The following is a 24740-nucleotide window of genomic DNA, read 5'->3' on the forward strand; positions in this document are numbered from 1 at the left end:
GAAGCGCCCGACCGGCGGGCGAGGGCGGCCGCGCAGCTCTCAGCCGACGAGATGCTCGCGCAGCGTCGAGCCCGTGTAGGCGCTGCGGAAGACGCCGCGTCGCTGCAGCTCGGGCACGACGCCGTTCACGAAATCCTCGAACGACGAATGGTAGAGGGCGGGCATGATGATGAAGCCGTCGGCTGCCTCGCTCTCGAAGAGGTGCTGCAGCTCGTCGGCGATCGTCGCGGGCGACCCCACCAGCTGCGGGTGCAGCTGGTTGAGGGCCTGCTCGATCGCGAGCTCGGCGACCGTCAAGCGACGCCGCTCGCTCACCGCTGCCAGCATGTCTTCGAACCCGGCGCTGCCGGTGGCGCCGCGGTGCGCGGCGAGTATCTCGGTCGCGGGAGCCGCGGGGTCGAGGGACTCGGCGTGCAGCAGCCGCTCGAGCTTCGCGAGCGCGCTCGGCAGGTCGATCTGCGCGACCAGCGCGGCGAGCTTCGCGTCAGCCTCCGCGTCGGTCCACCCCACGATCGGTTGCACGCCCTGCAGCACGCGAATGGCATCGGGATCACGACCGTGATCGACGCGGGCCCGGTCGCGGATCTCGGTGCGCAGCTCCCGCATGGCCTCGGGGGAGTCGCCGATCGCGAAGACGACCTCGGCCCAGCGCGCCGCGAAGGCCCTGCCGCGGGTCGAGGAGCCGGCCTGCATCAGCACCGGGTGGCCCTGCTGGCTCCGCGGCAGGGTGAGCGGACCCCGCGAGAGCCCTCCGCCGACCCGATGCACGCGCGACGGGTCGGCGAAGAGGCCTGCCGTCTGGTCGTGCACGAGCGCATCGGGCTCCCACGAGTGCCACAGCTCGACGACGGTCTGCACGACTTCGTCGGCGTGGTCGTAGCGCAGGCCGGGCGCCGCGATGCCAGCATGACCGAGATTGCGCGCCTCGGCATCGGTCGTCGACGTCACGATATTCCATGCGGCTCGTCCGCCCGACAGATGGTCGACGGAGAGCAGCTGACGGGCGATGGCGTACGCGGGCACGAAGCTCGTCGACACGGTCGCGCCGATGCCGATGCGCGACGTCACCCCGGCGACGAGCGCCGCCTTGGCGATCGGGTCGAGGTAGATCGCCCCCTTCCCGGCGGTGCGGAGGGTCGTGGCGTAGTCGCCGGCGCCGTCCTCGGGCACCGCGAGCGCGTCCGCGAAGAAGATCATGTCGAAGCAGCCGCGCTCGAGTGTGCGTCCGAGATCCGCCGTGAACGACCCGCTCAACCAGTCGGCGCGGCTGAGCGGATTGCGCCAGTTCTCGGCGTACTGGCTCGTGGGCGGATTCACCATGCCGACGAGGTGCATGCCCCGCTTCATGGGACGCGCGACTCGGGCTCGGTCGCCGGAGGCGCGGCGGTGCCGACCACCGACGGGCTGTTGATGGAGACGGTGAGGTGCGTCACCACGTGCTGCACCTGCGCGCCGACTCCGATCCAGGCGTTCGCGGCCGTCTCGAGCACCGCGGAGAGGTCTCCGTCGAGCCGGGTCGCGTAGTGATCGGAGCCCGAGTAGACCCCCGACGCCTTCGCCTGATCGATCGCGGCGTAGATCGGCGTCATGTGGTCGACTGGGGCGGCGGGCGCTGCGGCACTCGCGACCGCCGCAGGCGATGCGGATCCTGCGTCGAGCAGCGGATACAGCGACCAGTGCGCCCGAGCGCGAACGCCGCTCTCGGGGAGCGCGATCGGAGCGGCGGCGAGCGCGTGCACGCCGGGCGGAAGCGCGCACTGCAGTTCTCCCGGGCAGCCGCGGGAGAGCAGGATCGCGGCGGACAGATGCGCGCCGCTTCGCGCGGCCGCGGCGACGACGCTCTGCACGTAGGCGAGCACGCGCTGCTCGCCGCCGGTCACGAACGTGGAGATGTCATTCGTCTCGATGGTGAGGCCGGTGGTGTCGGCCGCGCCGAGTGCCCCCAGGATGATGCGCACGTAGTCCGAGTCGTAGACCGAGAGCGTGAAGCGCGCTCCAACGCCGTACTGCTCGGGAGTGGGCGTCGGATGCGTCGCTGAAGTCACGCCCCAACCCTAGGCGACGATCGCGTGCGTCGTGGAGCGGGTGGCGGGATGTTGCTAGGGTGAACCTCACACGGGAGTCCGGTAGGCCGGGCTGAGAGGAAAGTCCACAGCTTTCGACCGTCGAACCTGATCTGGATCATGCCAGCGCAGGGAGACACTCTACGAACCCGTGCCCGAACGAAACGGAAGGGCACGCATTCATGCGCCATCACACCCATACCCGCACCCTGACCCGCGCGGCCGCGCTGCTGTCGACGGCTGCGATCGCACTCGTCGGCTGCGCGAGCACCGCGGCGGCGCCAAACGGCGCGAGCGCCGGGGAGAACGCCGGCAGCACCCGGGTCACATTCGCCCTCGACTGGGCGCCGAACACGAACCACATCGGCGTGTACGTCGCCGACGAGCTCGGGTACTTCGACGAGGCGGGACTCGACGTCGAGATACTGCCGTACGGCTCGACCCCGGCGACCCAGCTGGTCTCCGCAGGCGAAGCCGATTTCGGGATCGGCGGCCAGTCGACCGTTCAGGTGGCGCGCACCGCCGGGCTCGACCTCGTGTCGGTGTATCGCGTCACGCAGCGGGACTCGGGGCGTCTGGTCACTCTGGCGGATCGTGCTGACGTCGACCGCCCCGCCGATCTCGACGGCATGACGTTCGGCGGCTTCGGCTCACCGCTCTACAGCGCCCTCGCGCGCGCCACGATCGAGGGCGACGGCGGCGAGGGGTCGTTCGAGGAGGTGGTGCTCGACACGGGCGCCTACGAGGCGCTCTCGCAGGGCCGCATCGACTTCACGCTGTCGGTCGCGACGTGGGAGAATCTGCAGGCAGAGCTCGACGGCCACCCGTACCGCGAATTCAGGTATCAGGACTTCGGGGTGCCGGAGCAGCAGTCCACCGGCATCGTGTCGAGCGAGGCATATCTCGAAGCGCACCCGGAGGAGTCCCGCGCGTTCGTGCAGGCGGTCGCCCGCGGCTACGCGTACGCGGCCGAACAGCCCGACGCTGCGGCCGAACTGCTCATCGCGGCGAACCCGGACACCCTCGGCGCGGCCGACGAGCTCGTCCATGCCAGCGCCCGGCTGCTCGCCGAGGACTACCTCACCTCTCCCGAACGCGAGATCGGCGCGATCGACCCCGAGGCGTGGGACGCATTCGGCGCGTTTCTCTTCGACGGCGGATTCCTGACCGACGCGGAGGGGCGGCCGCTCACGGAGCAACCCGACTGGAGCGAGTACGCCACCGACGCGTACCTGGGGTGAACACCCGCATGATGCGCAGTGTCCGACGGGGGCTCTTCGCGACCGGCGGTTCGTGGTCAGAACGACTCGCCCTCATCGCGGCGCCGACGATCGCGTTCCTGCTGCTGCTCGCCGCGTGGCAGGGGGTGGCCGCTGCGGGCCTCGTGCCCGCGGAGATGCTGCCAGCTCCGACGCGCGTGGTGAGCGCCGGTGCCGCCGAGCGCACCGCGCTCCTGCGGCACGCGATCCCGACGCTGATCGCGACCGTCGCGGGATTCGCCCTGTCGGTATCGGTCGCCTGGGTGACGGCGACCGTGCTCGACTTCTCGCGGATCCTGCGCAGCGCTCTGCTCCCACTGCTCGTCGTGAGCCAGACCCTGCCGCTCATCGCGCTCGCACCGCTCGTGGTGCTCTGGTTCGGCTTCGGCCTGCTCCCGAAGATCCTGCTCGTCGCTTTCGTCACATTCTTCCCGATGGTGGTCGGGCTGCTGCGCGGGTTCGCGGAGGCGGACCCGGAGGCCGAACGCCTGCTCGCATCGATGGGTGCGTCGCGGGCGACGGTGTTCCGCCTGGTCAGGCTCCCGGCATCGACGGCTTCGTTCTTCTCGGCGTTGCGCATCTCGATCACCTATGCGGTGGTCGGCGCGATCTTCGCCGAGTACGCGGGAGCCGTCGCCGGCCTCGGGGTCTACATGCAGTCGGCGAAGAACGTCTTCCGCACCGACCTGGTGCTCGCCGCAGTCGGCGTCAGCACGCTGCTCACCCTGTGCCTGTTCGGCATCGTCGTACTCGCCGAGCGCGTGGTGGCGCCGTGGCTGCGCATCGAACAGGAACGGGATCGCACGCACCGGGGGACGCGATCGTGACGCTGCTCGAGGTCCGCGGCGTCGGCAAGCGCTTCGCCGATCAGGTCGTACTCGAAGACGTCTCCTTCGACGTCGACGACGGCGAGATCGTCGCGATCATCGGCGCGAGCGGGAGCGGGAAGTCGACGCTGCTGTCGCTCCTCACCGGCGCGTTGCATCCCGACTCCGGGGAGATCCGCTTCGCGGGTGCGCCGCTGCCGCAGCGGCGTCGGCCATTCGCCTACATGCCGCAGCGAGATGCGCTGCTGCCGTGGCGGAGAGTCGTCGAGAACGCGGCCATCGGGCTCGAAGTGCAGGGCGTGAGCAGACGGGAAGCGCGGCGTCGCGCACGTGAGCTCCTCGAGCCGTTCGGTCTCGCGGGTACCGAGTTCCGATACCCGCGGCAGCTCTCCGGCGGAATGCGCCAGCGCGTTTCGTTCCTCCGAGCCGTCGTGCAGGAGCAACCGATCCTGCTGCTCGACGAGCCGTTCGGCGCACTCGACGCCATCACCCGCGACGATCTGCAACGCTGGCTGCTCGAGATGTGGCGAGATTCCGGGTGGACGATCGTGTGCATCACGCACGATATTCGCGAAGCCGTGCGCCTGGCCGATCGCGTGCTCGTGCTTCCCAGAACCCCCGGTGCCCTGGCCGGGGAGGTGGCGGTCTCCCGAGAGATTCCGCGCGCCACCGGAATGCTGACCGATCCGAGAGTGCCGCCGCTCGAAGCGGAGCTGCACGCACTGCTGCGGTCGGCGGGCTAGGGCAGCCGGTCAGCCGCGCCGCGGGCCGCACGATCGAACCCCATCGCGTACGCTCGCTCGGGCAGTCCGGCGAGCGGAGTGCGCAGCGCTGCATCGAGTGCGGCGGCGGAGACCGATGCGAGTCGCCTCGGCCACGGTCGGCCCAATGACGTGTTGAACGCGGCGAGCCGGGCCGCAGTTCGCGCGGAGGCGAGTCTGCCGAGCTCCCACCGCGCGAGCGCGGCGCGGTGGGAACCGTCACCATCCGGCGCCGTGCGCCGTTGCCGGTCGCGGTGAGGGCCGCGGCGAGCCTGTGCGAGCACCGGAGCGAGCGTCGCGGCGTCGAGGAGCCCCAGGTTCATGCCCTGGCCGCCGATCGGGCTCACCTCATGCGCGGCATCACCGATCGCGATGACGGAACCGGCGAACACCATGCGATCGAGCAGCACGCGGCGGATGCTGAAGCGACTCGCCTCGACCACGTGCGCTGCGAGAGCGGGGGCCAGCATGCGCGTCGCGATCGCCTCGGCGAGTCGTTCGCCGTCGCCGGCCGCGCGCTCGGCGTTCGGATGCTCCGGATCCGACGCGATCCTCGCCACCAGGCGGCGTCGGCCGCCGGGCAGAGGAAACGACTCCGCGACGCCGCACGCGCCGAGGGTGATCACCGCCGTGCCCTCCGGCTGCCCGGGAGCAGCGCTCAGATCGGTCATGAGATACCTGTCGGGATAGGCCCGCGAACGCCCGGTGAACAACCCGCTCAGCAGACGCCGCCCGGATGCACCAGCAGCCACGATCAGGGTGCGGGCGAACCAGGTGCGCGATGCTCCGTCAGCGTCCAACGCGTGCACGTGCACCCCCTCCGGCGTGGGGTGCACGCCCACGACGCGCACGCCACGCACAGGAATCGGCCCGTACGCGGCCACCGCAGCCTCGGTGACCGCCTGGGGGACGGAGGCGACGAACGGGAAGCGCGATGGGCGGCGGTCGAAGCGCACCTCGCCGACCGTGCGACCGGCGGCGACGGCGATACCGCGGGGAATCCGCACAGCCTCTGCGAGAATGCGCTCCGTCGCACCGCCCGCCTCCAGCGCGGCGAGCACCGGAGGATGCACGCCGATCGCGCGAGAACCGGGCGACGCATCGGCGCGCTGCTCGAGCACGACGACCTCGACCCCCAGACGATGCAGTTCGGAGGCGACGAGCGAACCACTCGGCCCGGCACCGACGACCAGGACATCGCAGGCGGTGTCGTTCACCGCTCGCCCCGCAGCTCGACGCCCTCCTGATCGGGGCGGTGCACCGCGAGGAGCCGGAACCGGTTGACCTGCTCCGCCCGCCACCGCGGCGGCAGCACGTGCGACAGCTCGCTCCTGGTGTAGCTGCGACGGATGCTCCGAAGCCCGTCGACGCGCAGGAGGGTGCCGGCGCTCACCGGCACCGCGCCCACGGCGAATGCAGCGTAGGCGAGTCGACCGCGAGCGATATCGGAATGCACGGCGAGCCTTGAAGCGAGAGCCTCGGAATCGGCGAGCAGCCCGTGGAACTCGGGTTCGGACAGGTGATGGAGGAGATGGTTCGAGACCACGACGTCGAATCCCTCACCCGCGGCCACCAGTTCCGAAGAGAAGCACTCGCGGTATTCGACCCCGGGAACACGCCGCGCGTTTCTCGCCACCGCGATGGCGCGCGGATCGGGGTCGATCCCGACTCCCTGCACTGCGTACCCGTCGCGGGCGGCCATCCGAACGATCCGCCGCAGCACATCTCCGCCGCCGCATCCCACGTCCAGTATCCGCAGATGAGGCGCGGATCCGCTCGTCGAGCGCGACGCAGCCTCGAGCGCGGGACGGATGTGGGTGCGGTAGACCCGGCCCCATGACGAGACAGCGCGATTGACCGCGTCGAACCCCTGCAGCGTGCGGCGCAGCCGGCCCGCGTCGCACGAGGGATCGTCCATGATCTCCGTCAGCCGGGTGTCTCGCTCGGCGAGCGAGACGAACGTCCTGTGTTCCATCGTGACAGCCACGGTCGGATCAGACCGCGTTGCGCGATGCCGTATTGGTCGCCGGGGCGCTCGCCGCAGCGCCGACGGGGATTCCCGTGGCACCCGTCACATCGGCTTCAGGGATGGTCTGGGCCTGCTCAGTGCGCGCGGCGACGCGGGTGAACCGCGCCGTTTCCACGGTCAAGCCCGGGCCGAAGCACAGCCCCGCCACGGTCGCACCGTCGGCGAGCGAATCGTCGGCGAGGATGCGCTGCAGAATGAACAGGATCGTCGCGCTCGACATATTGCCGTACTCCCGGAGCACCTCGCGGGACGGGAGCATCGCGTCGTCCGGGAGATCGAGGCCGCTCTGCACCCGGTCGAGCACGCTCCGCCCTCCGGGATGCACGGCCCACGCGTCGATGCCGGAGACGGCTCCCGTGGCGTCGCGACCGAGCATCGGTCCCACCACAGACGCAATCTCCCGCCCGATGATGCGCGGGACGTTGGCGGTCAATCGCATTTCGAATCCGTGGTCTCCGATCGTCCAGTCCATGTCCTCCTCGCCCTCAGAGGTGAGCGCGGTCGAGAATGCCCCGACGTCGAGCACGGGCGTCGAGCGTCGTGCCGCCATCGGATCGGAGGCCACGATCGCCGCCCCCGATCCATCGCCGAACACCGCGGAGGCGACGATCTGCTCGGGATCGTTGGAGGAGCGGATGTGGAGCGAGCAGAGTTCGGTGCAGACGACGAGGACCACGGATCCCGGCTGCGCGTCGGCGATCCGCGTGGCGGCGCGCAGCGCGGGGAACGCTGCGGCGCATCCCATGAATCCGATGTTGGTGCGCTCGGCGCTCGTCGGGATGCCGAGCTCGCGCACGAGCAGGTAATCGGGGCCCGGCGCGAAGAATCCGGTGCACGACGCGGTGACGACGTGCGTCACGTCGGCCGCCGAGAGACCGGCTCGTTCGAGGGCGTCCCGGGCCGCGGCTGCGGAGAGGGGCGGCGCTTCTCGCCGGTACACCAGATTCCGTTCGCCGGTCGAGGGGGAGCGGAGAAGCTCGTGATCCTCCATGAACACGTCCGAGTTCGCAGACGGGCCGTTGTCGGAGTCGAGACTGCCGATGACGGAATATCGGGTGTCGATCGCCGACTGATCGAACGCCGCTCCGATGAGTCTGGCGGTGAGCCGGTCGACTCCGGGCTGGGCGGCGAAGAAATCTCGGGTGCGCGCCTGTGCCAAGCGCGCGGACGGGACTGCGGTACCGATGGCGAGGATCTGCGTGACCATGAGGCAAACCTAGTGGTGCTGCCAGCGCGGCACTCGGGGCTTGACAGGGATCGCGGCATCCCGAGACCGCGTGGTCGCACGCCCCGACTCAGAAAGCTGGGAACTTACTGCATATCGTCTCCCAGGCGCAACCACCTAGTGGGAGGGCTCCGAAGCACTCACACTAAGACAACCCGGTGACATGCGCTGTGCCGACATCGTCACCTCCAATGAATATAGAAGGAGAACGTCGTGAAGAACTCACCTAATCGCATTCTCGGAGTGATCTTCGGCGCGGTCTACGTCCTGGTCGGCCTGCTCGGCTTCGCCGTCACCGGTGGAGTGGGCTTTGTCGCGACCGAGGGCGGTCTGCTCCTCGGTATCTTCGAGGTGAACCCGCTGCACAACATCGCCCACCTCTTGATCGGTGCGGCCCTGCTGCTCGCCGGCCTCGCGAACGTTCGCGCTGCGAAGGGCGTCAACGGCACCGTGGGTGCCGTGTACCTCCTGCTCGGCATCGTCGGCTTCTTCATCGCCGATACCGCTGCGAACATCCTGGCGCTGAACACCGCCGACCACATCCTCCACCTCGGCAGCGCGCTCGTGCTGCTCGTCGTCGCCATCGCAGCCGACAAGCACGTCGAGCCCGCGACGCGTCCGGCGATCTAACATGCGCGCGTTCTGATGATGATCAGAGCAATGTGGCCGGCCCTGGCTTCGCTCGGGGCCGGCCTCGTGCTGTTCGCGACGGCCGCGGGGGCGTCTCCGGGCGTCGCCGTTCCCGTCGGTATCATCGGGGCCCTCGAACTCGCATGGTCGTTCGCCGTCCTGCGAGCGGGGCGGCTCGTGCTGCCCCGCAGCGCGGTGGCGGGCGGTGCGATCGGCATCGTGGGGTCAGGATTCCTGCTGCTGACGGGACCGCTCGCGTTGATTCCGTTTCTCGCGCTGTTCGTGTTCCACTGGTCGATCGCCATTGCCGCCGTGATCGAGTTGCGCGGCCAGCGCGCTCGGCGCGGAGCTGCTGCGGGGGAGCCGGCGCCGGAGTCCCGGCAGCGTCGGGCGGGGGTCTTCGCACTCGTGCTGGTGGTCGAGGCGATGCTCGTCGCTGCGATCGCGACGCCCGCGCTCGCTGCGAGCGAGGCCGGCGAGTTCGCCGTGCCGCACGGCACGTCCCACGCCGGCCACTGAACGGGCGCCGCTCGGATCGCCCCCGAGCGATCGCTGCACGTCGTAGGGTGGAAGCGGAGAGCCTCGTGCTCCACGAGGTCGGAAGGAGAGTCTGATGCTGCTCAACCTGGATGCACTCGCGAACACCGGCGGGCAGAGCGTGCTCCCGTGGGTGATCGGAGCCGCGATCATCATCGTCATCGCGGCCGCGCTCATGATCTTCGCGGCGGTGCGCAAGCGCCGCGCCGCGGCGAACCCGAACCCGAACGCGAACCCGAGTGCCGCGCCCGAGCCGGGCGACCCCGGCGACCAGACACGCCTCTGACTGGCTGACCCGACGCCTCAGAGGCCGCGCCCATCCCTGCCGGACTGCGGAAGAACGATCACGGAGGATTCACGATGCGCGCAACGGAAGCTCTCGTCGACCTGGCTCGGCGCCCGCTGGACGCCGCCGAGGCGCTGCGTCCACAGCTCGTACCAGAACTGCTGAACGCGCACCCGCACCACGACAACTCCGTTGCGTGGTTGCTGTGGCATGCGGCGCGCGAGATCGACGAGCAAGTCGCGAGCCTCTCGGGCGAGGAGCCGATCTGGACGGCTCAGGGGTTCGACCGGCGATTCGACCTGGGCCCAGCTGCGTCGAGCATCGGATACGGCCACAGCGCGGAGGAGGCGAGGAGCATCGTCTCCGGAGACGCGGCGCTGCTGCTCGAGCACCTGCGCGCCGCGGTGGAGGCGCAGGTGGCCTATCTGATGTCGCTCGATGACCCCGCGCTCGACGACGTCATCGATGAAGCATGGGATCCGCCGGTGACCCGTGCTTCACGACTCGTGAGTATCTCGGCAGACGCCCTGGAACACGTGGGGCAGGCGTCCTACGTCGTCGGCCTCGGGAGCGGCGCGTTCGAGTGACGCGCCGGCTCGTCCAGCGCGAACTCGGTGCGACCGTGCACGACGCCGTTGATCTGCAGGGCGAGGGAGGCGAGTCCCGGGTAGTATCTGCGCGTCGAGATCGGGCGGAAGGACTGCGCGGCTGACACGCGCGCCGCCTCGCCGGGCGCCAGTTCGCGGCGGGCGAGCTTGAACACCTTCGTGCGCTCGCGTCCGCGGGCATCGGGAAACGCGAGCACATAGTCGATCATGATGCGCGCGGCGTCGGAGCCGCGGTTGGTGATCGTCGCCGAGAACTGCACCTCGTCGCCGATCATCACGCGCGGGCGGGAGAGCGCGAGCGGGGTGACGTCGAGCCGCGCGAGCCCGTATCCGAGCAGTGCGAGCGCATCCGCGTCACCTCGCTTCACGAGCGTGCGGAGCGCGTGTCGCGAGGTGCGGTCGACATGTGCACCGCCGGCGGCCCGCCAACCGGCGACGCACTCCACGACGAATCCGGGATGATGCCGACTGTGGTCATTCACGTGGTTCGCCACCGATCGGCGCACCGCTTCCTCCGGGTCGTCGGAGAGCGCATCGAGGATGCCTCGTGTGGGAAGGGGATCGGCGATGAGCGCCGGGATGCGCTCTGCCCAGGGCAGGAGCGGTCGGCTGCCCTCGGAGGCGAGACGGCGGACGTGCCAGTCGGGGTCGCCGGTCCATCCCTGCATCTGCGCGAGCGCCCGGGGGAGATCGTCCCCGAGCAGCGGGCGGATCGCGAACTCCGACGTCATGCGGGGTGTCAGCTCACGCAGCAGGGCGAGGGCGTCGTCGAACGCCTCAGGCGCCCCCGCCTCGAGTGCGCTCCAGGCGACGGCGAGGCCGACTGGCCAGAGCATCCAGCCCGAGAACTCGGGGTCCTGCTGCGCCGCGCGGACGATCGCGTTCAGTCGAGCCGGAGCGGTGCCGTGGTCCTCGCGCATGGCGCCGGCGAGCAGACGCGCTCGCTCGCTGAGGCCGCGGCCGGCGAGCGAGGCTGCTGCGCCCCGCAGTGCGTCGCCGTCGGCAGCCGGGTTCGCATTGAGCAGCAATCTGGCGAGCGCTTCCGCGCGGTCCCGACCGAGCAGCTCATCGGTCATCGACATCGAGGCGCTCCGCTCGTCCAGGCTGCAGGGGCGCGCAGAAGGAATCGCGCTCCGCATGGAGTGTACGGCACCCCGCAGGGCGGGAGTAAGCCAGTTGCCGTGGCGCCCGTCAGCCCATTAGCGTCGAGATGTTGCCTCGAGCGGGGCGCCGAGAGGAGCACCATGAGCGCGCACGACCGAGACCCGTCCCAGAGCGCTGCGGTCGCAGCGCCGGCGGCCGACCGAGGGTTGGTGCCCCGATTGATCGCCGGGGCCCTGCGCATGAGACTGGTTCGCGCATTCCTGAGGTACGGCGAGCATCGCGGCTCCATGCTCGCCGACAGCCTCACATACCGGGCGCTGTTCAGCGTCTTCGCCGGCATTTCGCTCGGGTTCTCCGTGGCAGCGCTCTGGTTGAGCTCCAACCCGGAGGCGATGGCGACGCTCACCGAGACACTCGATCGAGTGATCCCCGGCATCGGCGACATCGTCGATCCGAGCACGTTCGCCGCTCCCGGATTCTCCATCGTCGGAGTGATCTCCCTGCTCGGCCTGCTCGGTGCGGCGATCAGCGCGATCGGGAGTCTTCGCATCGCATTGCGGACGCTCGCAGACGAAGTGCACGACGACGTGTTCGTGCTGTGGGTGATCCTGCGCAACCTGCTGGTCGCCGTGCTGTTCGGAGGGCTGCTCGCGGCGGCCGCAGTCGTGAGCGTGGTGGGCTCCTTCGGCATCTCGTCACTGCTCACGTGGTTGGGAATGGTGAACGGGTCGTTCACGGAGTGGGCGACCCGCGTCTTCGGCATCCTCGTCGTCTTCGTGATCGATACCGTCGCCATCGCACTGGTGTTCCGCGTGCTCTCCGGCGTGCGAGCGCCGGCGAAGGCGCTGTGGGGCGGAGCCGTCGTCGGCGGCGTCGGGCTCGTCGTGCTGCAGGAGCTCTCGGGCCTCTTCGTGCGGGGAGCCACCGCGAACCCGTTGCTCGCGTCGTTCGCGACGCTGATCGCGCTGCTGCTCTGGATCAACCTCTCGTCCCAGGTGATTCTCATCGCCTGCAGCGTCATCATCACTGCAACAGCGGAATCCAAAGACCGACTGCGCGAGAAGTTCGGCGCCGAAACGCTGGTGCAGCGCCGGCGACTTCGGGCCGAGGAACTCGTCCACGCTGCGACGCGCGAGCTGCGCGCCGCGCAGGAGGCTGAGCAGAGCGAACGCGCGAAAGCGGTTGTCGATGCGACGGGGGAGCCGCACGCAGGAGCAACGGCGGAGCGAGCGTCGCGGCCGGGGCAGTAGCAGGTCGCCGCCCGCGGCTCGAGAGATAGGGTGAAGTGATCGCCCGCACCGACGGGCGCATGAGGCTTCGCGATGAGGGAAGGCAGGCGCACGTGACCGACCAGCAGCACCACTTCGAGGAGGCCGTTCGCGCCTCGGCACGGACGGGGCACGAGCGCACGCTCGACGACCTGCAACGACTCGTGCGCATTCCGTCGGTGTCGTGGCCCGCCTTCGACCCGGCGCACGTCGCCGCGAGCGCCGAGGAGATCGCGGAACTGCTCCGCGAGACCGGCGTCTTCGATGTCGTCGATGTGCGTCGCGCCCCCGTCGAGGGCGGGACCGATCTGGGGCAGCCCGCCGTGGTGGCTCGTCGTGCGGCACGCAACGGGCGACCGACGGTGCTGCTGTACGCCCACCACGACGTGCAGCCTCCCGGGAAGGACGAAGACTGGCTGTCGCCGCCGTTCGAGCCGACGTTGCGCGACGGGCGGCTGTACGGACGCGGGGCCGCCGACGACAAGGCGGGCGTCATGGCGCACATCGGAGCCATTCGTGCGCTGGCCGCGGCGGCCGAATCGGAGAAGCGCGATCTCGACCTGGGCATCGCGCTCTTCATCGAGGGTGAGGAGGAGTGGGCGTCGCAGTCCTTCGGCAACTTCCTCCGGGAGAACCGCGACATGCTCGCGGCGGACGCCATCATCGTCGCCGATTCGAGCAATTGGGATGAGGAGACGCCGGCGTTGACGGTGGCGCTGCGCGGCGCTGTGGCGTTCAACGTGCGCATCCAGACGCTCGACCGCGCCTCCCACTCCGGCATGTTCGGAGGGGCGGTGCCCGACGCCATGCTCGCGGCCGTGCGCCTGCTGGACACGCTGTGGGACGCGGACGGCGCCGTCGCCGTCGACGGGCTCGGGGCGGCGGACCTCGACGTGCCCGACTACGATGAGGCGCGGCTGCGTTCCGAGACGGGACTGCTCGACGGGGTGAGTCCGGTGGGTCGCGGCGCGATCCTCTCGCGGCTCTGGGCTCAGCCGTCGATCTCGATCACGGGCCTCGACGCTCCCGACGTCGCGAATGCTTCAAATACGCTCATTCCCAGTGTTCGTGTGCGCATCAGCGCGCGTATCGCTCCGGGGCAGGACCCGAATGCTGCGTATGCGGCCCTCGTGCAGCACTTGCAGGATCGCGCGCCGTTCGGCGCGCATCTGACCTTCGAAGACCCTGGCCTGGGGCAGGCGTTCCAGGTCGACACGAGCGGCTGGGCCGTTTCCGAGGTGCGTCGTGCAATGGCCGACGCCTGGGAGCGCGACCCGGTGGATATCGGCGTCGGCGGATCGATCCCGTTCATCGCGGAGCTCGTGGACGAGTTTCCGGAAGCGCAGATCCTGGTCACGGGCGTCGAGGACCCCGACGGGCGCGCGCACAGTCCGAACGAGTCGCTGCACCTCGAATCGTTCCGCAAATCGCTGCTGTCGGAAGCGCTGTTCCTCGCTCGTCTCGATCAGCGCATCGCCTGACCCATCGGCGTCGCGCGATGGGCGTCAGCCGTCGCGCGACGCTGCGTCAATGCTTGTGCGCGGGGCCGTTCGCATCGTCGGCCGCAGTGATATCCGCCGCGCGAGAGACCGGCTGAGCCGCTGGTCCCTCCGGAGCGGTCTGCGATGAGCCGGGCTCCTGTGCTGCTTGAGCTTTGAGGAGATCGCGGATCTCGCCGAGCAGGTCGACGTCGCTCGGTCCGGTCGGGGCCTCGGCGACCTTCGGGCGGAGCTTGTTCATGGGCAGGACGAACACGAAGTAGACGACCGCGGCGACGATCACGAAGTTGATGATCGCTCCGATGACGGCGCCGAACGCGATCTCTCCGCCCCGCGGCAACCCGACGATCAACGCACCGTCGAGCGAGTCGGCGTCGAACGCCTGCCCGATGATCGGGTTGATCAGCGAATCGACGACTCGCTGCACGACCGTATTGAACGCGGCGCCGATGACGACGGCGACCGCGAGCTCGATCACGTTTCCTCGCAGAATGAACGCTTTGAATCCACTCAACATGTGTTCTCCTCCCTAGTCACGACTGCGGTTCCACGTTAGCGGTTCCCGCACACGAAGTCGGGGCCCGGCGCGAAACAATCCGCACCGGGCCCCGAAAGTCGAGACGTGTCAGACGCAGGCCATCGCGTCGTCGGTGACGGCGTCGAAGTAGTCGCTGATCAGGGTGCTGCTGTCGTCCACGCTCGTCGGGTCCTTGGCGTACTCGTAGAAGCGCTCGTAGACCGACTGATTCGGGCTCGAGATGTCGGCGAGCGGCTTCAGGGAGTCGAGCACCTCCGGCGTCAGCTCTCCGGAGGCGCCGAGCGTCGAGAACGCGGTCAGCGCATCGCAGAACTCTGCGGAGCGTTCACCGACATCCTCACCGGTGCCGCTCGAGCTATCAGCCGCTGCATCGGCGGCGCCCTCGGCGGCACCTTCCGCTGCGCCGTCGAGCTCGCTCTCGCTCGGAGCGGGCGAAGCGGTCTCGAGCTCTTCCGTCATCTGCTCGTAGTCGTCGACTGCCGCACCGGTGGCGTTCATCACGGAACCGAGAATGAACAGGGAGAAGATCAGTGCCCCGATGCCCGCGAGGACGGCGACGCCGCCGGTGATGACGCCCGTGAGCGACATGCCCTTCGACTGGCGCTTCCTCAGCGCGAGAATACCGAGGATCACGGCTGCGATGCCGCCGAGGATCCCGATGAACCACGCCCAGAAGAAGACGAGGCTGGCGATACCGATGATGAGCGACGCGATGGCGAGGCCCTTCGGCGTCGCCGGAGGGTAGCCGCCGGAGCCGTACCCGCCCTGGGGCGACTGCGGGCCCTGCGGTGGGACGCCGCCATAGGGCGCCTGGCCGGGCTGCGAAGCGCCGGGCTGCGAAGCGCCGGGCTGCTGCGGAGCTGGCGGCGTCACGCCGGGAGGCGGAGGCGTCGCACCCGGCGGGGGAGGCACCGATGCGCCCGCGGGCAGCGGCGTCGTCGCAGGCGGAGGCACCGCGGGCCCTGGCTGGAAATCGGAGGGGAGCTGAGAGGTGAGCTCCGGCTCGGACACGGACGGCGGCTGCAGCGGCGTGGTGGGCTGCTTCGGCTGCTCGCCGTTCGGAAGATTCGGGTCGGACATGAGCGGTCTGGCTCCTTCAGCTGGATCGGCTTCCCCGGGCCGATTCGCGTCGCCCGACGACGAGCGCGACCCCGGTGGTGCGACACGGGTCCCCGTCGCACCATGCCATCCTATGCGCGAACCGCGTACGCCGTCCGATTTCGCTCGGTGTCCGCAATCACCAGCGTCCAGGAGGCTGGATGGCTTAGCGTTGGACGCATGGAGTTCCTCGGCGCGACCCCCACAGTCGATCTCACGTATTCAGATGTCTTCCTGGTGCCGCGGCATTCGGAGGTGCGCAGCCGGCTCGACGTGGCTCTTGCGCCCGACGATGGCACGCCGGCGACGATCCCGCTCGTCGCGGCGAACATGAACTCGGTGACCGGCCCGAGGTTGGCGGCAGTGCTCGCGCGCCGCGGGGGATTGGCGGTGCTCCCGCAGGACCTGTCGCCGGAGGCGACCTCAGAGGCCATTCGGCGCGTGAAGCACGAACCCGTCGCGGTCGACGGCGCGATCGTGCTTCCACCCGATGCCACGGCCGCCGACGCGCTCCGCTGGATTCCGAACGCCGACGGTCAACTCGTGGTGGTGGCCGATGATGACCGGTCGAGTTCGCGCGCGACGGCGACGAACTCCGATGCGCCCGCTTCGCTGCTGCCGATCACCGCGGTGCGCGGAACGCTCGGGGCGCATCGGCTCTCATCGGTCCCGTCAGATGCGCGGCTCGGCGATCTCCTCCACGCGCAGACCGTCGTGATCGAGGAATCCGATCTCGGAGATGCTCGCGCCGCGTTCGACGCGGTCGACGCCGCGCTGCGAGCGAACCCCGGCGGCTCGGCCGACGCCGTGTGCGTGGTCCGCGACGGCATGCTGCTCGGGACGCTCTCGCGGCGCTCCGCGCTTCGCGCGTCGATCTACCGGCCGGCGCTCGACGCGCAGGGACGGCTCGCCGTGGCTGCGGCCGTCGGCATCAACGGGGACGTCGCCGCGAAGGCGCGCGCCCTCGCCGAGTCGGGTGCCGATGTGCTCGTGGTCGATACCGCGCACGGCCATCAGGGCGGGATGCTCCGCGCGCTCGAGTCGGTGGCCCGGCTCGATCTCGGAGTGCCGATCGTCGCGGGAAACGTCGTGACTGCGGAGGGGGTGCAGGATCTCGTCTCGGCGGGCGCCTCGATCCTGAAGGTGGGAGTCGGGCCCGGGGCGATGTGCACGACCCGCATGATGACCGCAGTGGGGCGCCCGCAGTTCTCGGCGGTGATCGAGACCGCGCGTGCGGCGCGCGAACTCGGCGCACATGTCTGGGCAGACGGCGGCGTGCGGTATCCGCGGGACGTCGCCCTCGCGCTCGCGGCGGGAGCGTCGTCGGTGATGATCGGCTCCTGGTTCGCGGGCACCGCGGAGTCGCCGGGAGAACTCCTGGCGGATGCCGATGGGCGGCAGTACAAGGAGTCGTGGGGCATGGCCTCCGCGAAAGCCGTGCAGGGTCGGTTCGGGGGGCTCGACGCGTTCGATCTCGCTCGCAAGCAGCTCTTCGCCGAGGGCATCTCGTCGTCGAAGATCTATCTCGATCCGCAGCGACCGGGTGTCGAGGATCTGATCGACATGATCACGTCGGGGGTGCGGTCGTCGTTCACCTACGCGGGAGCGGAGAGCGTTGCCGCCTTCCACGACCGGGCGCGCGTCGGACTGCAGTCGGCCGCGGGATACGAGGAGGGCAAGGCGCTGCCCGTCTCCTGGTAGCCGAGCGCGTTCGAGCGGCAGTCGATTTCATCCTCGATTCCGTCCATCGGCCGCTTCGCGAGAGGGTGCTCCCCATAGACTGGTGCATCTACGACCGTAAGGAGCATCGGTGAAGTACATCTCGACCCGTGGCGGCATGGAGCCGGCCCCCTACAGCGCGATCCTGCTCGAAGGGCTCGCGACCGACGGCGGACTCGTGGTGCCGGAGACGCTGCCCCGGGTGACGGCCGATGAGATCGAGTCGTGGCGGTCGTTCAGCTACCCCGAGCTCGCCGCGGAGGTGCTGAGCCGGTTCGCCACGGATATTCCCCGTGACGACCTGGATCGCATGTGCCGGGACGCGTACAGTTCGGAACTCTTCGTCACGGAAGAGATCGTTCCGCTCACCCCGATCGACGATGAGATCACGCTCGTCGGGCTGTCGGAGGGGCCGACCCTCGCCTTCAAAGACATGGCCATGCAGTTCCTCGGGCAGGCGCTCGAGTACGTGCTCGCCCGCAGCGATCGCGCGCTCAACATTCTCGGAGCGACCTCGGGAGACACGGGTTCTGCGGCCGAGTACGCGTTGCGCGGCAAAGACGGCATCGCGGTGTTCATGCTCTCCCCGCAGGGTCGGATGAGCGCGTTCCAGCGCGCGCAGATGTACTCACTCGAAGACGAGAACATCCACAACATCGCGGTCGCAGGCGTCTTCGACGACTGCCAGAACCTCGTGAAGTCCCTCTCGAGCGATCTCGAGTTCAAACGCGCCCATCACCTCGGCACCGTGAACTCGATCAACCTGGGCCGCATCAGCGCTCAGATCGTCTACTACTTCTGGGCGTGGCTCCGCGCGAGCGACGGCGTGCCAGCGGACGAGCGCGCCGGTTACGAGGTGTCGGTGACCGTTCCGTCGGGCAACTTCGGCAACATTCTCTCCGGACATCTCGCGAAGACGATGGGGCTGCCGCTGCGCAAACTGGTGCTGGCCGCGAACGAGAACAATGTGCTCGATCATTTCTTCCGCACCGGCGTCTACGCGCCGCGCACTGCGGCCGAGACGCATGCGACCTCCAGCCCGTCCATGGACATCTCGAAGGCGTCCAACCTCGAGCGGTTCGTCTACGACCTCGTCGGATGCGACTCCGAGCGGCTCGGCGAGGCCTGGCGCGAGCTCGATGAGACCGGTCGCATCGATCTCACCGCCGAACTGGTGCGCTTCGAGGCGGAGTACGGTCTGCGCAGCGGCTCGAGCACGCACGCGGATCGCGTGGCGACCATCCGTTCCGTGCACGAGCGCAGCGGCATCCTGATCGACCCGCACACCGCGGATGGCGTGAAGGTCGCCCGCGAGTACGTGGAGCCCGGAGTGCCGATGCTCGTGCTGGAGACCGCGAAGCCCGAGAAGTTCCCTGACATCGTGTTCGAAGCGACGGGCGTGCAGCTCGGGATTCCCGAGCAGCTCGCCGGCCTGCTGGAGCGCGCGCAGCGCGTCACCGAGATGGCAGACGACGCCGGTGAGCTGCGAGCGTTCATCTCGGCTCACGCTGTGCATCGGTAGGCAGCAGAAGCAGCAGCCGCCGCGGCGGCCCGAAGAGTGGTGATCGAACGATAGGGGAGTGCGAATGTTCGGATGGGGCGCCAAGCGCGAGATCGATGAGCGACTCACGCGGATCGAGCTCGGCATCGATGGAAGATCGGAGCGGCCGAGAAGCATGCGCTCAGCGTGGAGCGACGGCTTCGGGCTGACCGCCACGCGGTCGCTCCAGGTGATCATCGTGCTGATCCTGACCGCCGCGATCATCTGGGGCATGCGCTCTCTCACCACCGTCGTGATCCCGATCCTGCTGGCGCTGATCTTCGCGAGCACGTTCTCACCCGTCACGAATTGGCTGCGTCGCCGCAATGTGCCGGCCGCGCTCTCTGCAGTCATCGTGCTCCTCGGCATCGTCGTGATCCTCTCCGGAATCGGTTGGTTGATCGTCTGGGCCGTGCGGGACCAGTGGGATGATCTCTCGTCCCAGGCGCAGGACGGGTTCGAGCAGGTGGTCGAGTGGTCTCGCACCCTGCCGTTCCTGGCCGATGACTCGCAGCTGCACGAGTGGGGCGATCAGATCCTCGACTTCATCACGAGCGCGCAGTTCGGGTCGGGGGCGCTCGCCGGTGTCGGTGCGCTGACGAGCTTCATCACGGGGCTCGTGCTCATGGTCGTCGTGCTCTTCTTCTTCCTCAAAGACGGCCCGACCATCTGGCGCTTCCTGCTGCGTCCGTTCCAGGGCGAGTCGCTCCGCCGGGCGGAGCGCGCCGGAGCGAAGACCGTGGCGACGCTCGGCTCGTACGTCCGCGGCACCGCTGGCGTCGCAGCGGTGGACGCCATCGGCATCGGTCTCGGCCTCGTGATCCTGCAGGTGCCGCTCGCCCTGCCCCTCGCCGTGCTCGTGTTCGTGCTCGCGTTCATCCCGATCGTCGGCGCAACGGTAGCCGGCATTCTCGCCGCGCTCGTCGCGCTCGTGTCCAACGGCCTCGTCAACGCGCTCATCGTCGTCGGCGTGGTGATCCTCGTCAACCAACTCGAGGGCAACTTCTTGCAGCCGGTGCTCATGGGGCGCGCGCTCAAGCTGCACTCGCTCGTGATCCTGCTCGCATTGACGATCGGTACCGTTCTGAGCGGCATCCTCGGCGCGGTGCTCGCGGTGCCGATCGCCGCTGTGGCCTGGGGAGTCATCCAGGTATGGGACGGCGCGAACACTCCTGCGAAGTGGGCGCGGCCCCACCGAACCGCGGACTTCTGAGTCGCCCGCCCGGGAGGGTCCCGCGCGATGGCTGCCCAGGAGCGCAGAATCACGCGGGACACACCCGGGCTGCGCGGCCCGATTTGGCTTGCGGTGCGCTGATGTGTTTATATATATGAGTTGCCAGCGCAGCCGGGGAAGCCCGGGAAGCGGGTAACGCCATTCGGCCCCATCGTATAGCGGCCTAGTACGCTGCCCTCTCACGGCGGTAACGCGGGTTCGAATCCCGCTGGGGTCACCGAATGCAGAAGCCTCACCTTCGGGTGGGGCTTCTGGCGTTTTCGGGCCCGCTCCCGACGCGCGACGAGGCGAGTATCGGCCGCAGTATGCTGGAAGGGTTGTCCAGCATACGAAGGAGCGTCACGTGACCCGTATCATCAAGCTCGCCGTCATTCCGGGCGACGGGATCGGACCCGAGGTCATCGAGCAGGCGAATCGTGTGCTCGACGCCGTGCTGGAAGGCGGCGATGTGGTGCTCGACCGCACCGAGTTCGCCCTCGGCGCGCAGCGCTTCCTCGAGACGGGGGAGACGTTTCCCGAGTCCGAGCAGGCGGCGATCGCCGGGTACGACGCGATTCTCTTCGGCGCCGTCGGCGGAGTGCCCGGCGACCCGCGACTGCAGCACGCGAACATCGAGCGAGGTCTCCTGCTGAAGCTCCGCTTCGACTTCGAGCACTACGCCAACGTGCGCCCGTGCACCCTGTTTCCCGGGGTCGTCTCCTCGCTCGCCGAGCCGGGCGACGTCGACTTCGTCGTGGTGCGCGAGGGCACCGAGGGGCCTTACGCGGGCAACGGCGGGCGCCTCCGGCCCGGCGCGCACGCCGAGGTCGCCACCGAGGTGTCGGTGAACACGGCGTTCGGCATCGAACGCGTGGTCCGCTACGCCTTCGAGACCGCACTCACCCGTCAACGCAAGAAGCTCACCTGGGTGCACAAGACGAATGTGCTCGTGCACGCGGGCGCGACCTGGCAGCGCATCGTGCAGACGGTCGCCGCGGAGTACCCGGAGATCGCCGTCGACTACATGCACGTCGACGCCGCCACCATCTTCATGGTGCAGGATCCGTCGCGCTTCGATGTGATCGTCACCGACAACCTGTTCGGAGACATCCTCACCGACCTGGCCGGCGCGATCGGAGGCGGCATCGGGCTCGCGGCCTCCGGCAACATCAATCCCGACGGCACGTTCCCGAGCATGTTCGAACCCGTGCACGGCTCCGCTCCCGACATCGCAGGGAAGCAGCTGGCCGATCCGACCGCGGCGATCCTCTCCGCCGGTCTCATGCTCGATCACCTGGGACTCGTCTCCGACGGCGAACGCCTGCGTTCCGCTGTCCGAGCCGACCTCGTCTCGCGCGGCGCCGCGACGAGGAGCACGGGGGCGATCGGCGACGCCGTGATCGCCCAGCTGATGCCGCGCGGAGCCTGACCGCGCACTCCACCACGCGAGAGAGAATGTTGATGACCGACTTGCAGTTCACCCACACCGAGGCAGAGCGCCTCTCCGACACCGAGCGCGACGCGATCCTCCGCGATCCCGGCTTCGGCAACCACTTCACCGATCACATGATCTCCATCGTGTGGACGAAGGAAGCCGGCTGGCACGACGCGGAAGTCGTGCCGTACGGGCCGATCCCGATGGACCCGGCGTCTTCGGTACTCCACTACGGGCAGGAGATCTTCGAGGGCCTGAAGGCGTACCGCCGCCCCGACGGCTCGATCGTCACGTTCCGTCCGGACGCGAACGCGCGCCGGCTCAATGAATCCGCACGCCGCCTCGCGCTGCCCGAGATCCCCGAGGACCTGTTCGTCGCCGCGATTCAGGAGCTCGTCGCCGCCGACGCCGACTGGGTGCCGAGTGGCGATGATCAGAGCCTGTACTTGCGACCGTTCCTGATCGCCGACGAGAGCTTCCTGGGTGTGCGCGCCGCCGAGCGCGCGCGCTTCCTGATCATCGCGAGCCCCGCTGGCCCCTATTTCACCGGAGGCGTCAAGCCGGTGTCCATCTGGCTCTCCGAGGAGCACTCGCGAGCCGGTCGGGGCGGCACGGGTGCTGCGAAGTGCGGCGGCAATTACGCGGCTTCGCTCCTGCCGCAGCAGGTGGCGGCCGAGAACGGCTGCCAGCAGGTGCTCTTCACCGATTCTTCGACGGACGACACGATCGACGAGCTCGGCGGCATGAACCTCTTCCTGGTGCGCTCCGACGGCACGCTCGTGACGCCGCAGCTGAACGGCAACATTCTCGACGGCATCACCCGGCGGAGCCTGATCCAGCTGGCGAGGGATCGGGGGCACGCGGTCGAGGAGCGCGAGGTGACCGTGTCCGAGTGGCGCGAAGGCGTCTCGCAGGGCACGATCACGGAGGCGTTCGCGTGCGGCACCGCCGCTGTCATCACGCCGATCCAGCGCCTCAAGGGAACCGATCTCGAGATCGACTTCGGCAGCAGCGCGCCCGGCCCGCTGACCATGTCGTTGCGGGAGGAGCTCACCGGCATCCAGTTCGGCGCGGGCGAGGATCGGCACGGCTGGTTGCACGTGATGGTTCCGGCGGGTTCGGAGGTGGCTCGATGAAGGTCGCGCGTTTCCAGGTCGACGGCGAGATCGCCTTCGGCGTGCTCGATCAGGCGGAGGCGGGGGCGGACATCGAGCTCGTCGAGCTCACCGGCGACCCGATGGTGGCGGGCTACGCGACGACCGGTCGACGCTTCGCGTTCGCAGACGTGCAGCTGCTCGCCCCCGTCATTCCGCGTTCGAAGATCGTCTGCGTCGGCAAGAACTACGCCGATCACGTCGCAGAGATGCAGGGCGTGACGGGCATCGATGGCGGCGCGCCAGCGGAGCCCCTGCTGTTCTTGAAGCCCAACACCTCGATCATCGGCCCCGGCGACGCGATCGTGCGGCCCGCGGTCTCCGACCGCGTCGAGCACGAGGGAGAGCTCGCGGTCGTGATCGGTGCGATGGCGAAGAACGTGCCGGAGGACGAGGCGCTGCAGTACGTCTTCGGATTCACCTGCGCGAACGATGTCACGGCGCGCGATATCCAGATCAAGGACGGGCAATGGGCACGAGGGAAGGGCTTCGACACCTTCTGCCCGCTGGGACCGGTGATCGAGACCGATCCTGATCTCGCCGACGCGCGCGTCATGACCCGGGTGAACGGCGAGGTGCGGCAGGACGGCAGTACGGCTCAGCTCATCCATTCGCTCGCCCGCATCGTCTCCTACGCATCGGAGGCGTTCACGCTGCTGCCCGGAGACGTGATCCTCACCGGCACGCCGGCCGGGGTCGGGCGACTCGAAGCCGGCGATGTCGTCGAGGTCGAGATCGAGGGCATCGGGATCCTGCGCAACCGGGTCGTGTGAGTCCCGGCTGAGGGCTGTGACACACTGGTGTTTCCCGACGAAGGAGCAGGTGCTGATATGCCCGATTCCCTCCCCGCCTCGCCGCGCTTCGGCATCGAGGAAGAGTACCTGCTGCTCGACTCGGCGACCGGCCTGCCCTCCGACCGCGTGGACGAGATCATCGCGGCGATCCCGGGGCACCTGGCGGAGCACGAGTACTTCCACAGTCAGCTGGAGACGGCGACTCCCATCTGCGTGCGCGCCGACGAGGCGTATGAGGCTCTCAGCGCATTCCGGTCCGCCGCGGCCGGAGCAGGGGACCAACTGGGAGTGGTGCTCGCCGGGACCGGATTGCCCCCGCTCGGCGGCGATCGCCTGGGCAGCCGCGTTGCGAAGCAGCGCTACGCCGACATCGAGGAGGCCATGCGAGGCATGGTCACGCGCTACTACTCCACGGGAACCCACGTGCACGTCGAGGTGCCGTCGCGAGAGGCGGGCGTCGCAGCCATCGCCAGCATCGCGCCGTGGTCCCCGCTGCTCGTCGCTCTGACGGCGAACTCCCCGCTGTGGGTGGGTGAGGACACAGGATACGCCGACTGGCGGTACATGTCGATGCAGCAGTGGGCGACAGCTGGATACCCGCCGCGGTTCGAGAATGCCGCAGAGTACGACGGCGTCGTGGCTGACCTGGTGCGTTCGGGCGCCCTGCTCGACGGCGGACTCGTGAACTGGTCGATCCGACTCTCCGAGAAGTACCCGACCATCGAAGCGCGTCTCGCCGACGCGCAGCTCGACCCGCGCGATGCGGTCGCCTACGGCGTGCTCTTCCGCGCACTCGTCGCTCGGGCGCTGCGCGACTCCGCCATGGGGATCGAGTCGCCGCGATGGCAGCGGGACGTCGTGCGGGGCGCGCATTGGCTCGCGGCCCGGAACGGCCTGAGGAGCGAACTCGTGGATCCGGTGACGGGGAATCCGACGCCTGCCTTCGACGCCATCGATCGACTCCTGGAATACGTGTCGGATGAGCTGACGCACGCGGGAGACCTCGATACTGTGCGAGCGTTCCTCGACCGCCGGAGAGCCGATGGCGGGCCGGCCCAGGTGCAGGTGGATCGCTGGCGGGCTGCTGGCATGCCCGGTCTGCTCGAGCTCTACCGGGCCGGACACCGGGAACGGTAGCGCACCGGGGCAGCGC

At 69.2% G+C, this 24740-nt stretch carries 24 protein-coding genes, 1 tRNA gene and 1 riboswitch; of the genes, 17 read left to right on the forward strand and 8 right to left on the reverse strand.

The annotated features are described in order from the left end of the window. Window positions 1–39: 39 nt before the first annotated feature. Together ABFX18_RS03265 and ABFX18_RS03270 are read right to left on the reverse strand one after the other, a co-directional pair. Window positions 40–1347, reverse strand: a complete 1308-nt coding sequence (locus tag ABFX18_RS03265) for an NtaA/DmoA family FMN-dependent monooxygenase (RefSeq protein ID WP_346057369.1) — start codon at window positions 1345–1347, stop codon at window positions 40–42. After that, window positions 1344–2045 carry a YkoF family thiamine/hydroxymethylpyrimidine-binding protein gene (locus ABFX18_RS03270; RefSeq protein ID WP_346057370.1) on the reverse strand — a complete coding sequence of 234 codons (702 nt, stop codon included), beginning with the start codon at window positions 2043–2045 and terminating at the stop codon, window positions 1344–1346. The genes ABFX18_RS03265 and ABFX18_RS03270 overlap by 4 nt, the downstream gene beginning before the upstream one ends. A 60-nt stretch (window positions 2046–2105) precedes the next feature. Then, window positions 2106–2215: riboswitch (TPP riboswitch) on the forward strand. Between the two features lie 30 nt (window positions 2216–2245). Between ABFX18_RS03270 and ABFX18_RS03275 the strand changes: the two genes are divergently transcribed. Genes ABFX18_RS03275 through ABFX18_RS03285 form a run of 3 tightly spaced genes read left to right on the forward strand, consistent with a single transcriptional unit; the run spans window position 2246 to window position 4892 of the window. Continuing rightward, window positions 2246–3304: an ABC transporter substrate-binding protein gene (locus tag ABFX18_RS03275; RefSeq protein WP_346057371.1), complete on the forward strand. Its 1059-nt coding sequence runs from the start codon at window positions 2246–2248 to the stop codon at window positions 3302–3304. An 8-nt stretch (window positions 3305–3312) separates the two neighbouring features. Beyond that, the gene (locus tag ABFX18_RS03280) at window positions 3313–4149 is read left to right on the forward strand and encodes an ABC transporter permease (RefSeq protein WP_346057372.1); all 837 of its coding nucleotides are present in this window, start codon (window positions 3313–3315) and stop codon (window positions 4147–4149) included. Then, window positions 4146–4892 carry an ABC transporter ATP-binding protein gene (locus tag ABFX18_RS03285; RefSeq protein WP_346057373.1) on the forward strand — a complete coding sequence of 249 codons (747 nt, stop codon included), beginning with the start codon at window positions 4146–4148 and terminating at the stop codon, window positions 4890–4892. The genes ABFX18_RS03280 and ABFX18_RS03285 overlap by 4 nt, the downstream gene beginning before the upstream one ends. Here the strand turns inward: ABFX18_RS03285 and ABFX18_RS03290 are convergent. Genes ABFX18_RS03290 through ABFX18_RS03300 form a run of 3 tightly spaced genes read right to left on the reverse strand, consistent with a single transcriptional unit; the run spans window position 4889 to window position 8146 of the window. Continuing rightward, window positions 4889–6127, reverse strand: coding sequence for an FAD-dependent oxidoreductase (locus ABFX18_RS03290; protein WP_346057374.1), 1239 nt, complete (start codon window positions 6125–6127; stop codon window positions 4889–4891). The two genes, ABFX18_RS03285 and ABFX18_RS03290, sit on opposite strands and share 4 nt — an antisense overlap. Beyond that, window positions 6124–6885 (reverse strand): methyltransferase domain-containing protein, encoded by a 762-nt coding sequence (locus ABFX18_RS03295; protein ID WP_346057375.1) that lies wholly within the window; start codon window positions 6883–6885, stop codon window positions 6124–6126. The genes ABFX18_RS03290 and ABFX18_RS03295 overlap by 4 nt, the downstream gene beginning before the upstream one ends. Window positions 6886–6904: 19 nt before the next feature. Next, window positions 6905–8146: a type III polyketide synthase gene (locus ABFX18_RS03300; RefSeq protein ID WP_346057376.1), complete on the reverse strand. Its 1242-nt coding sequence runs from the start codon at window positions 8144–8146 to the stop codon at window positions 6905–6907. 231 nt (window positions 8147–8377) lie between these two features. Between ABFX18_RS03300 and ABFX18_RS03305 the strand changes: the two genes are divergently transcribed. The 4 genes from ABFX18_RS03305 to ABFX18_RS03320 all read left to right on the forward strand — a co-directional run bounded on the left by ABFX18_RS03305 (window position 8378) and on the right by ABFX18_RS03320 (window position 10204). Continuing rightward, a complete protein-coding gene (locus ABFX18_RS03305; protein ID WP_090149936.1) occupies window positions 8378–8794 on the forward strand; it encodes a DUF4383 domain-containing protein in 417 nt (138 codons plus the stop codon). Between the two features lie 15 nt (window positions 8795–8809). Continuing rightward, a complete protein-coding gene (locus tag ABFX18_RS03310) occupies window positions 8810–9313 on the forward strand; it encodes a hypothetical protein (protein ID WP_346057377.1) in 504 nt (167 codons plus the stop codon). Window positions 9314–9407: 94 nt separating this feature from the next. Beyond that, window positions 9408–9617, forward strand: coding sequence for a hypothetical protein (locus ABFX18_RS03315; protein ID WP_346057378.1), 210 nt, complete (start codon window positions 9408–9410; stop codon window positions 9615–9617). 74 nt (window positions 9618–9691) lie between these two features. Then, a complete protein-coding gene (locus tag ABFX18_RS03320) occupies window positions 9692–10204 on the forward strand; it encodes a mycothiol transferase (RefSeq protein WP_090149926.1) in 513 nt (170 codons plus the stop codon). Here the strand turns inward: ABFX18_RS03320 and ABFX18_RS03325 are convergent. Next, complete coding sequence (locus ABFX18_RS03325) at window positions 10168–11307, reverse strand: DNA alkylation repair protein (RefSeq protein WP_346057379.1); 1140 nt, start codon at window positions 11305–11307, stop codon at window positions 10168–10170. The genes ABFX18_RS03320 and ABFX18_RS03325 overlap by 37 nt on opposite strands. Before the next feature lie 162 nt (window positions 11308–11469). Between ABFX18_RS03325 and ABFX18_RS03330 the strand changes: the two genes are divergently transcribed. Together ABFX18_RS03330 and ABFX18_RS03335 are read left to right on the forward strand one after the other, a co-directional pair. After that, on the forward strand, window positions 11470–12579 hold the full coding sequence (locus ABFX18_RS03330; RefSeq protein ID WP_346057380.1) for a YihY/virulence factor BrkB family protein: 1110 nt from the start codon (window positions 11470–11472) through the stop codon (window positions 12577–12579). A gap of 92 nt (window positions 12580–12671) precedes the next feature. Next, window positions 12672–14078: a dipeptidase gene (locus ABFX18_RS03335; RefSeq protein ID WP_346057381.1), complete on the forward strand. Its 1407-nt coding sequence runs from the start codon at window positions 12672–12674 to the stop codon at window positions 14076–14078. A gap of 46 nt (window positions 14079–14124) precedes the next feature. On the opposite strand, the gene mscL is transcribed toward ABFX18_RS03335, so the two are convergent. Both mscL and ABFX18_RS03345 read right to left on the reverse strand, forming a co-directional pair. Next, on the reverse strand, window positions 14125–14613 hold the full coding sequence (gene mscL / locus ABFX18_RS03340; protein ID WP_234037446.1) for a large conductance mechanosensitive channel protein MscL: 489 nt from the start codon (window positions 14611–14613) through the stop codon (window positions 14125–14127). Between the two features lie 108 nt (window positions 14614–14721). Beyond that, a complete protein-coding gene (locus ABFX18_RS03345; RefSeq protein ID WP_346057382.1) occupies window positions 14722–15714 on the reverse strand; it encodes a DUF4190 domain-containing protein in 993 nt (330 codons plus the stop codon). 198 nt (window positions 15715–15912) lie between these two features. Here ABFX18_RS03345 and guaB1 point away from each other — a divergent pair, with 198 nt between their 5' ends. The 8 genes from guaB1 to ABFX18_RS03385 all read left to right on the forward strand — a co-directional run bounded on the left by guaB1 (window position 15913) and on the right by ABFX18_RS03385 (window position 24724). Further along, window positions 15913–17433, forward strand: coding sequence for a GMP reductase (gene guaB1 / locus ABFX18_RS03350; protein WP_346057383.1), 1521 nt, complete (start codon window positions 15913–15915; stop codon window positions 17431–17433). A 109-nt stretch (window positions 17434–17542) separates the two neighbouring features. After that, window positions 17543–18973: a threonine synthase gene (gene thrC / locus ABFX18_RS03355; RefSeq protein WP_346057384.1), complete on the forward strand. Its 1431-nt coding sequence runs from the start codon at window positions 17543–17545 to the stop codon at window positions 18971–18973. 64 nt (window positions 18974–19037) lie between these two features. Then, window positions 19038–20204: an AI-2E family transporter gene (locus tag ABFX18_RS03360; protein WP_211650414.1), complete on the forward strand. Its 1167-nt coding sequence runs from the start codon at window positions 19038–19040 to the stop codon at window positions 20202–20204. A 165-nt stretch (window positions 20205–20369) separates the two neighbouring features. Continuing rightward, a tRNA-Glu gene (locus ABFX18_RS03365) sits at window positions 20370–20442 on the forward strand. A 126-nt stretch (window positions 20443–20568) separates the two neighbouring features. Beyond that, complete coding sequence (locus ABFX18_RS03370; protein ID WP_346057385.1) at window positions 20569–21633, forward strand: 3-isopropylmalate dehydrogenase; 1065 nt, start codon at window positions 20569–20571, stop codon at window positions 21631–21633. A 32-nt stretch (window positions 21634–21665) separates the two neighbouring features. Continuing rightward, entirely contained in the window at window positions 21666–22775 is a 1110-nt protein-coding gene (locus ABFX18_RS03375) for a branched-chain amino acid aminotransferase (protein ID WP_090150155.1), read from the forward strand. After that, window positions 22772–23566, forward strand: coding sequence for a fumarylacetoacetate hydrolase family protein (locus tag ABFX18_RS03380; RefSeq protein WP_090149904.1), 795 nt, complete (start codon window positions 22772–22774; stop codon window positions 23564–23566). The genes ABFX18_RS03375 and ABFX18_RS03380 overlap by 4 nt, the downstream gene beginning before the upstream one ends. A gap of 57 nt (window positions 23567–23623) precedes the next feature. Then, window positions 23624–24724 (forward strand): carboxylate-amine ligase, encoded by a 1101-nt coding sequence (locus tag ABFX18_RS03385; protein ID WP_346057386.1) that lies wholly within the window; start codon window positions 23624–23626, stop codon window positions 24722–24724. Window positions 24725–24740: the final 16 nt, after the last annotated feature.

Source organism: Leucobacter alluvii (genome assembly GCF_039530485.1).
Taxonomy (GTDB): Bacteria; Actinomycetota; Actinomycetes; order Actinomycetales; family Microbacteriaceae; genus Leucobacter; species Leucobacter alluvii.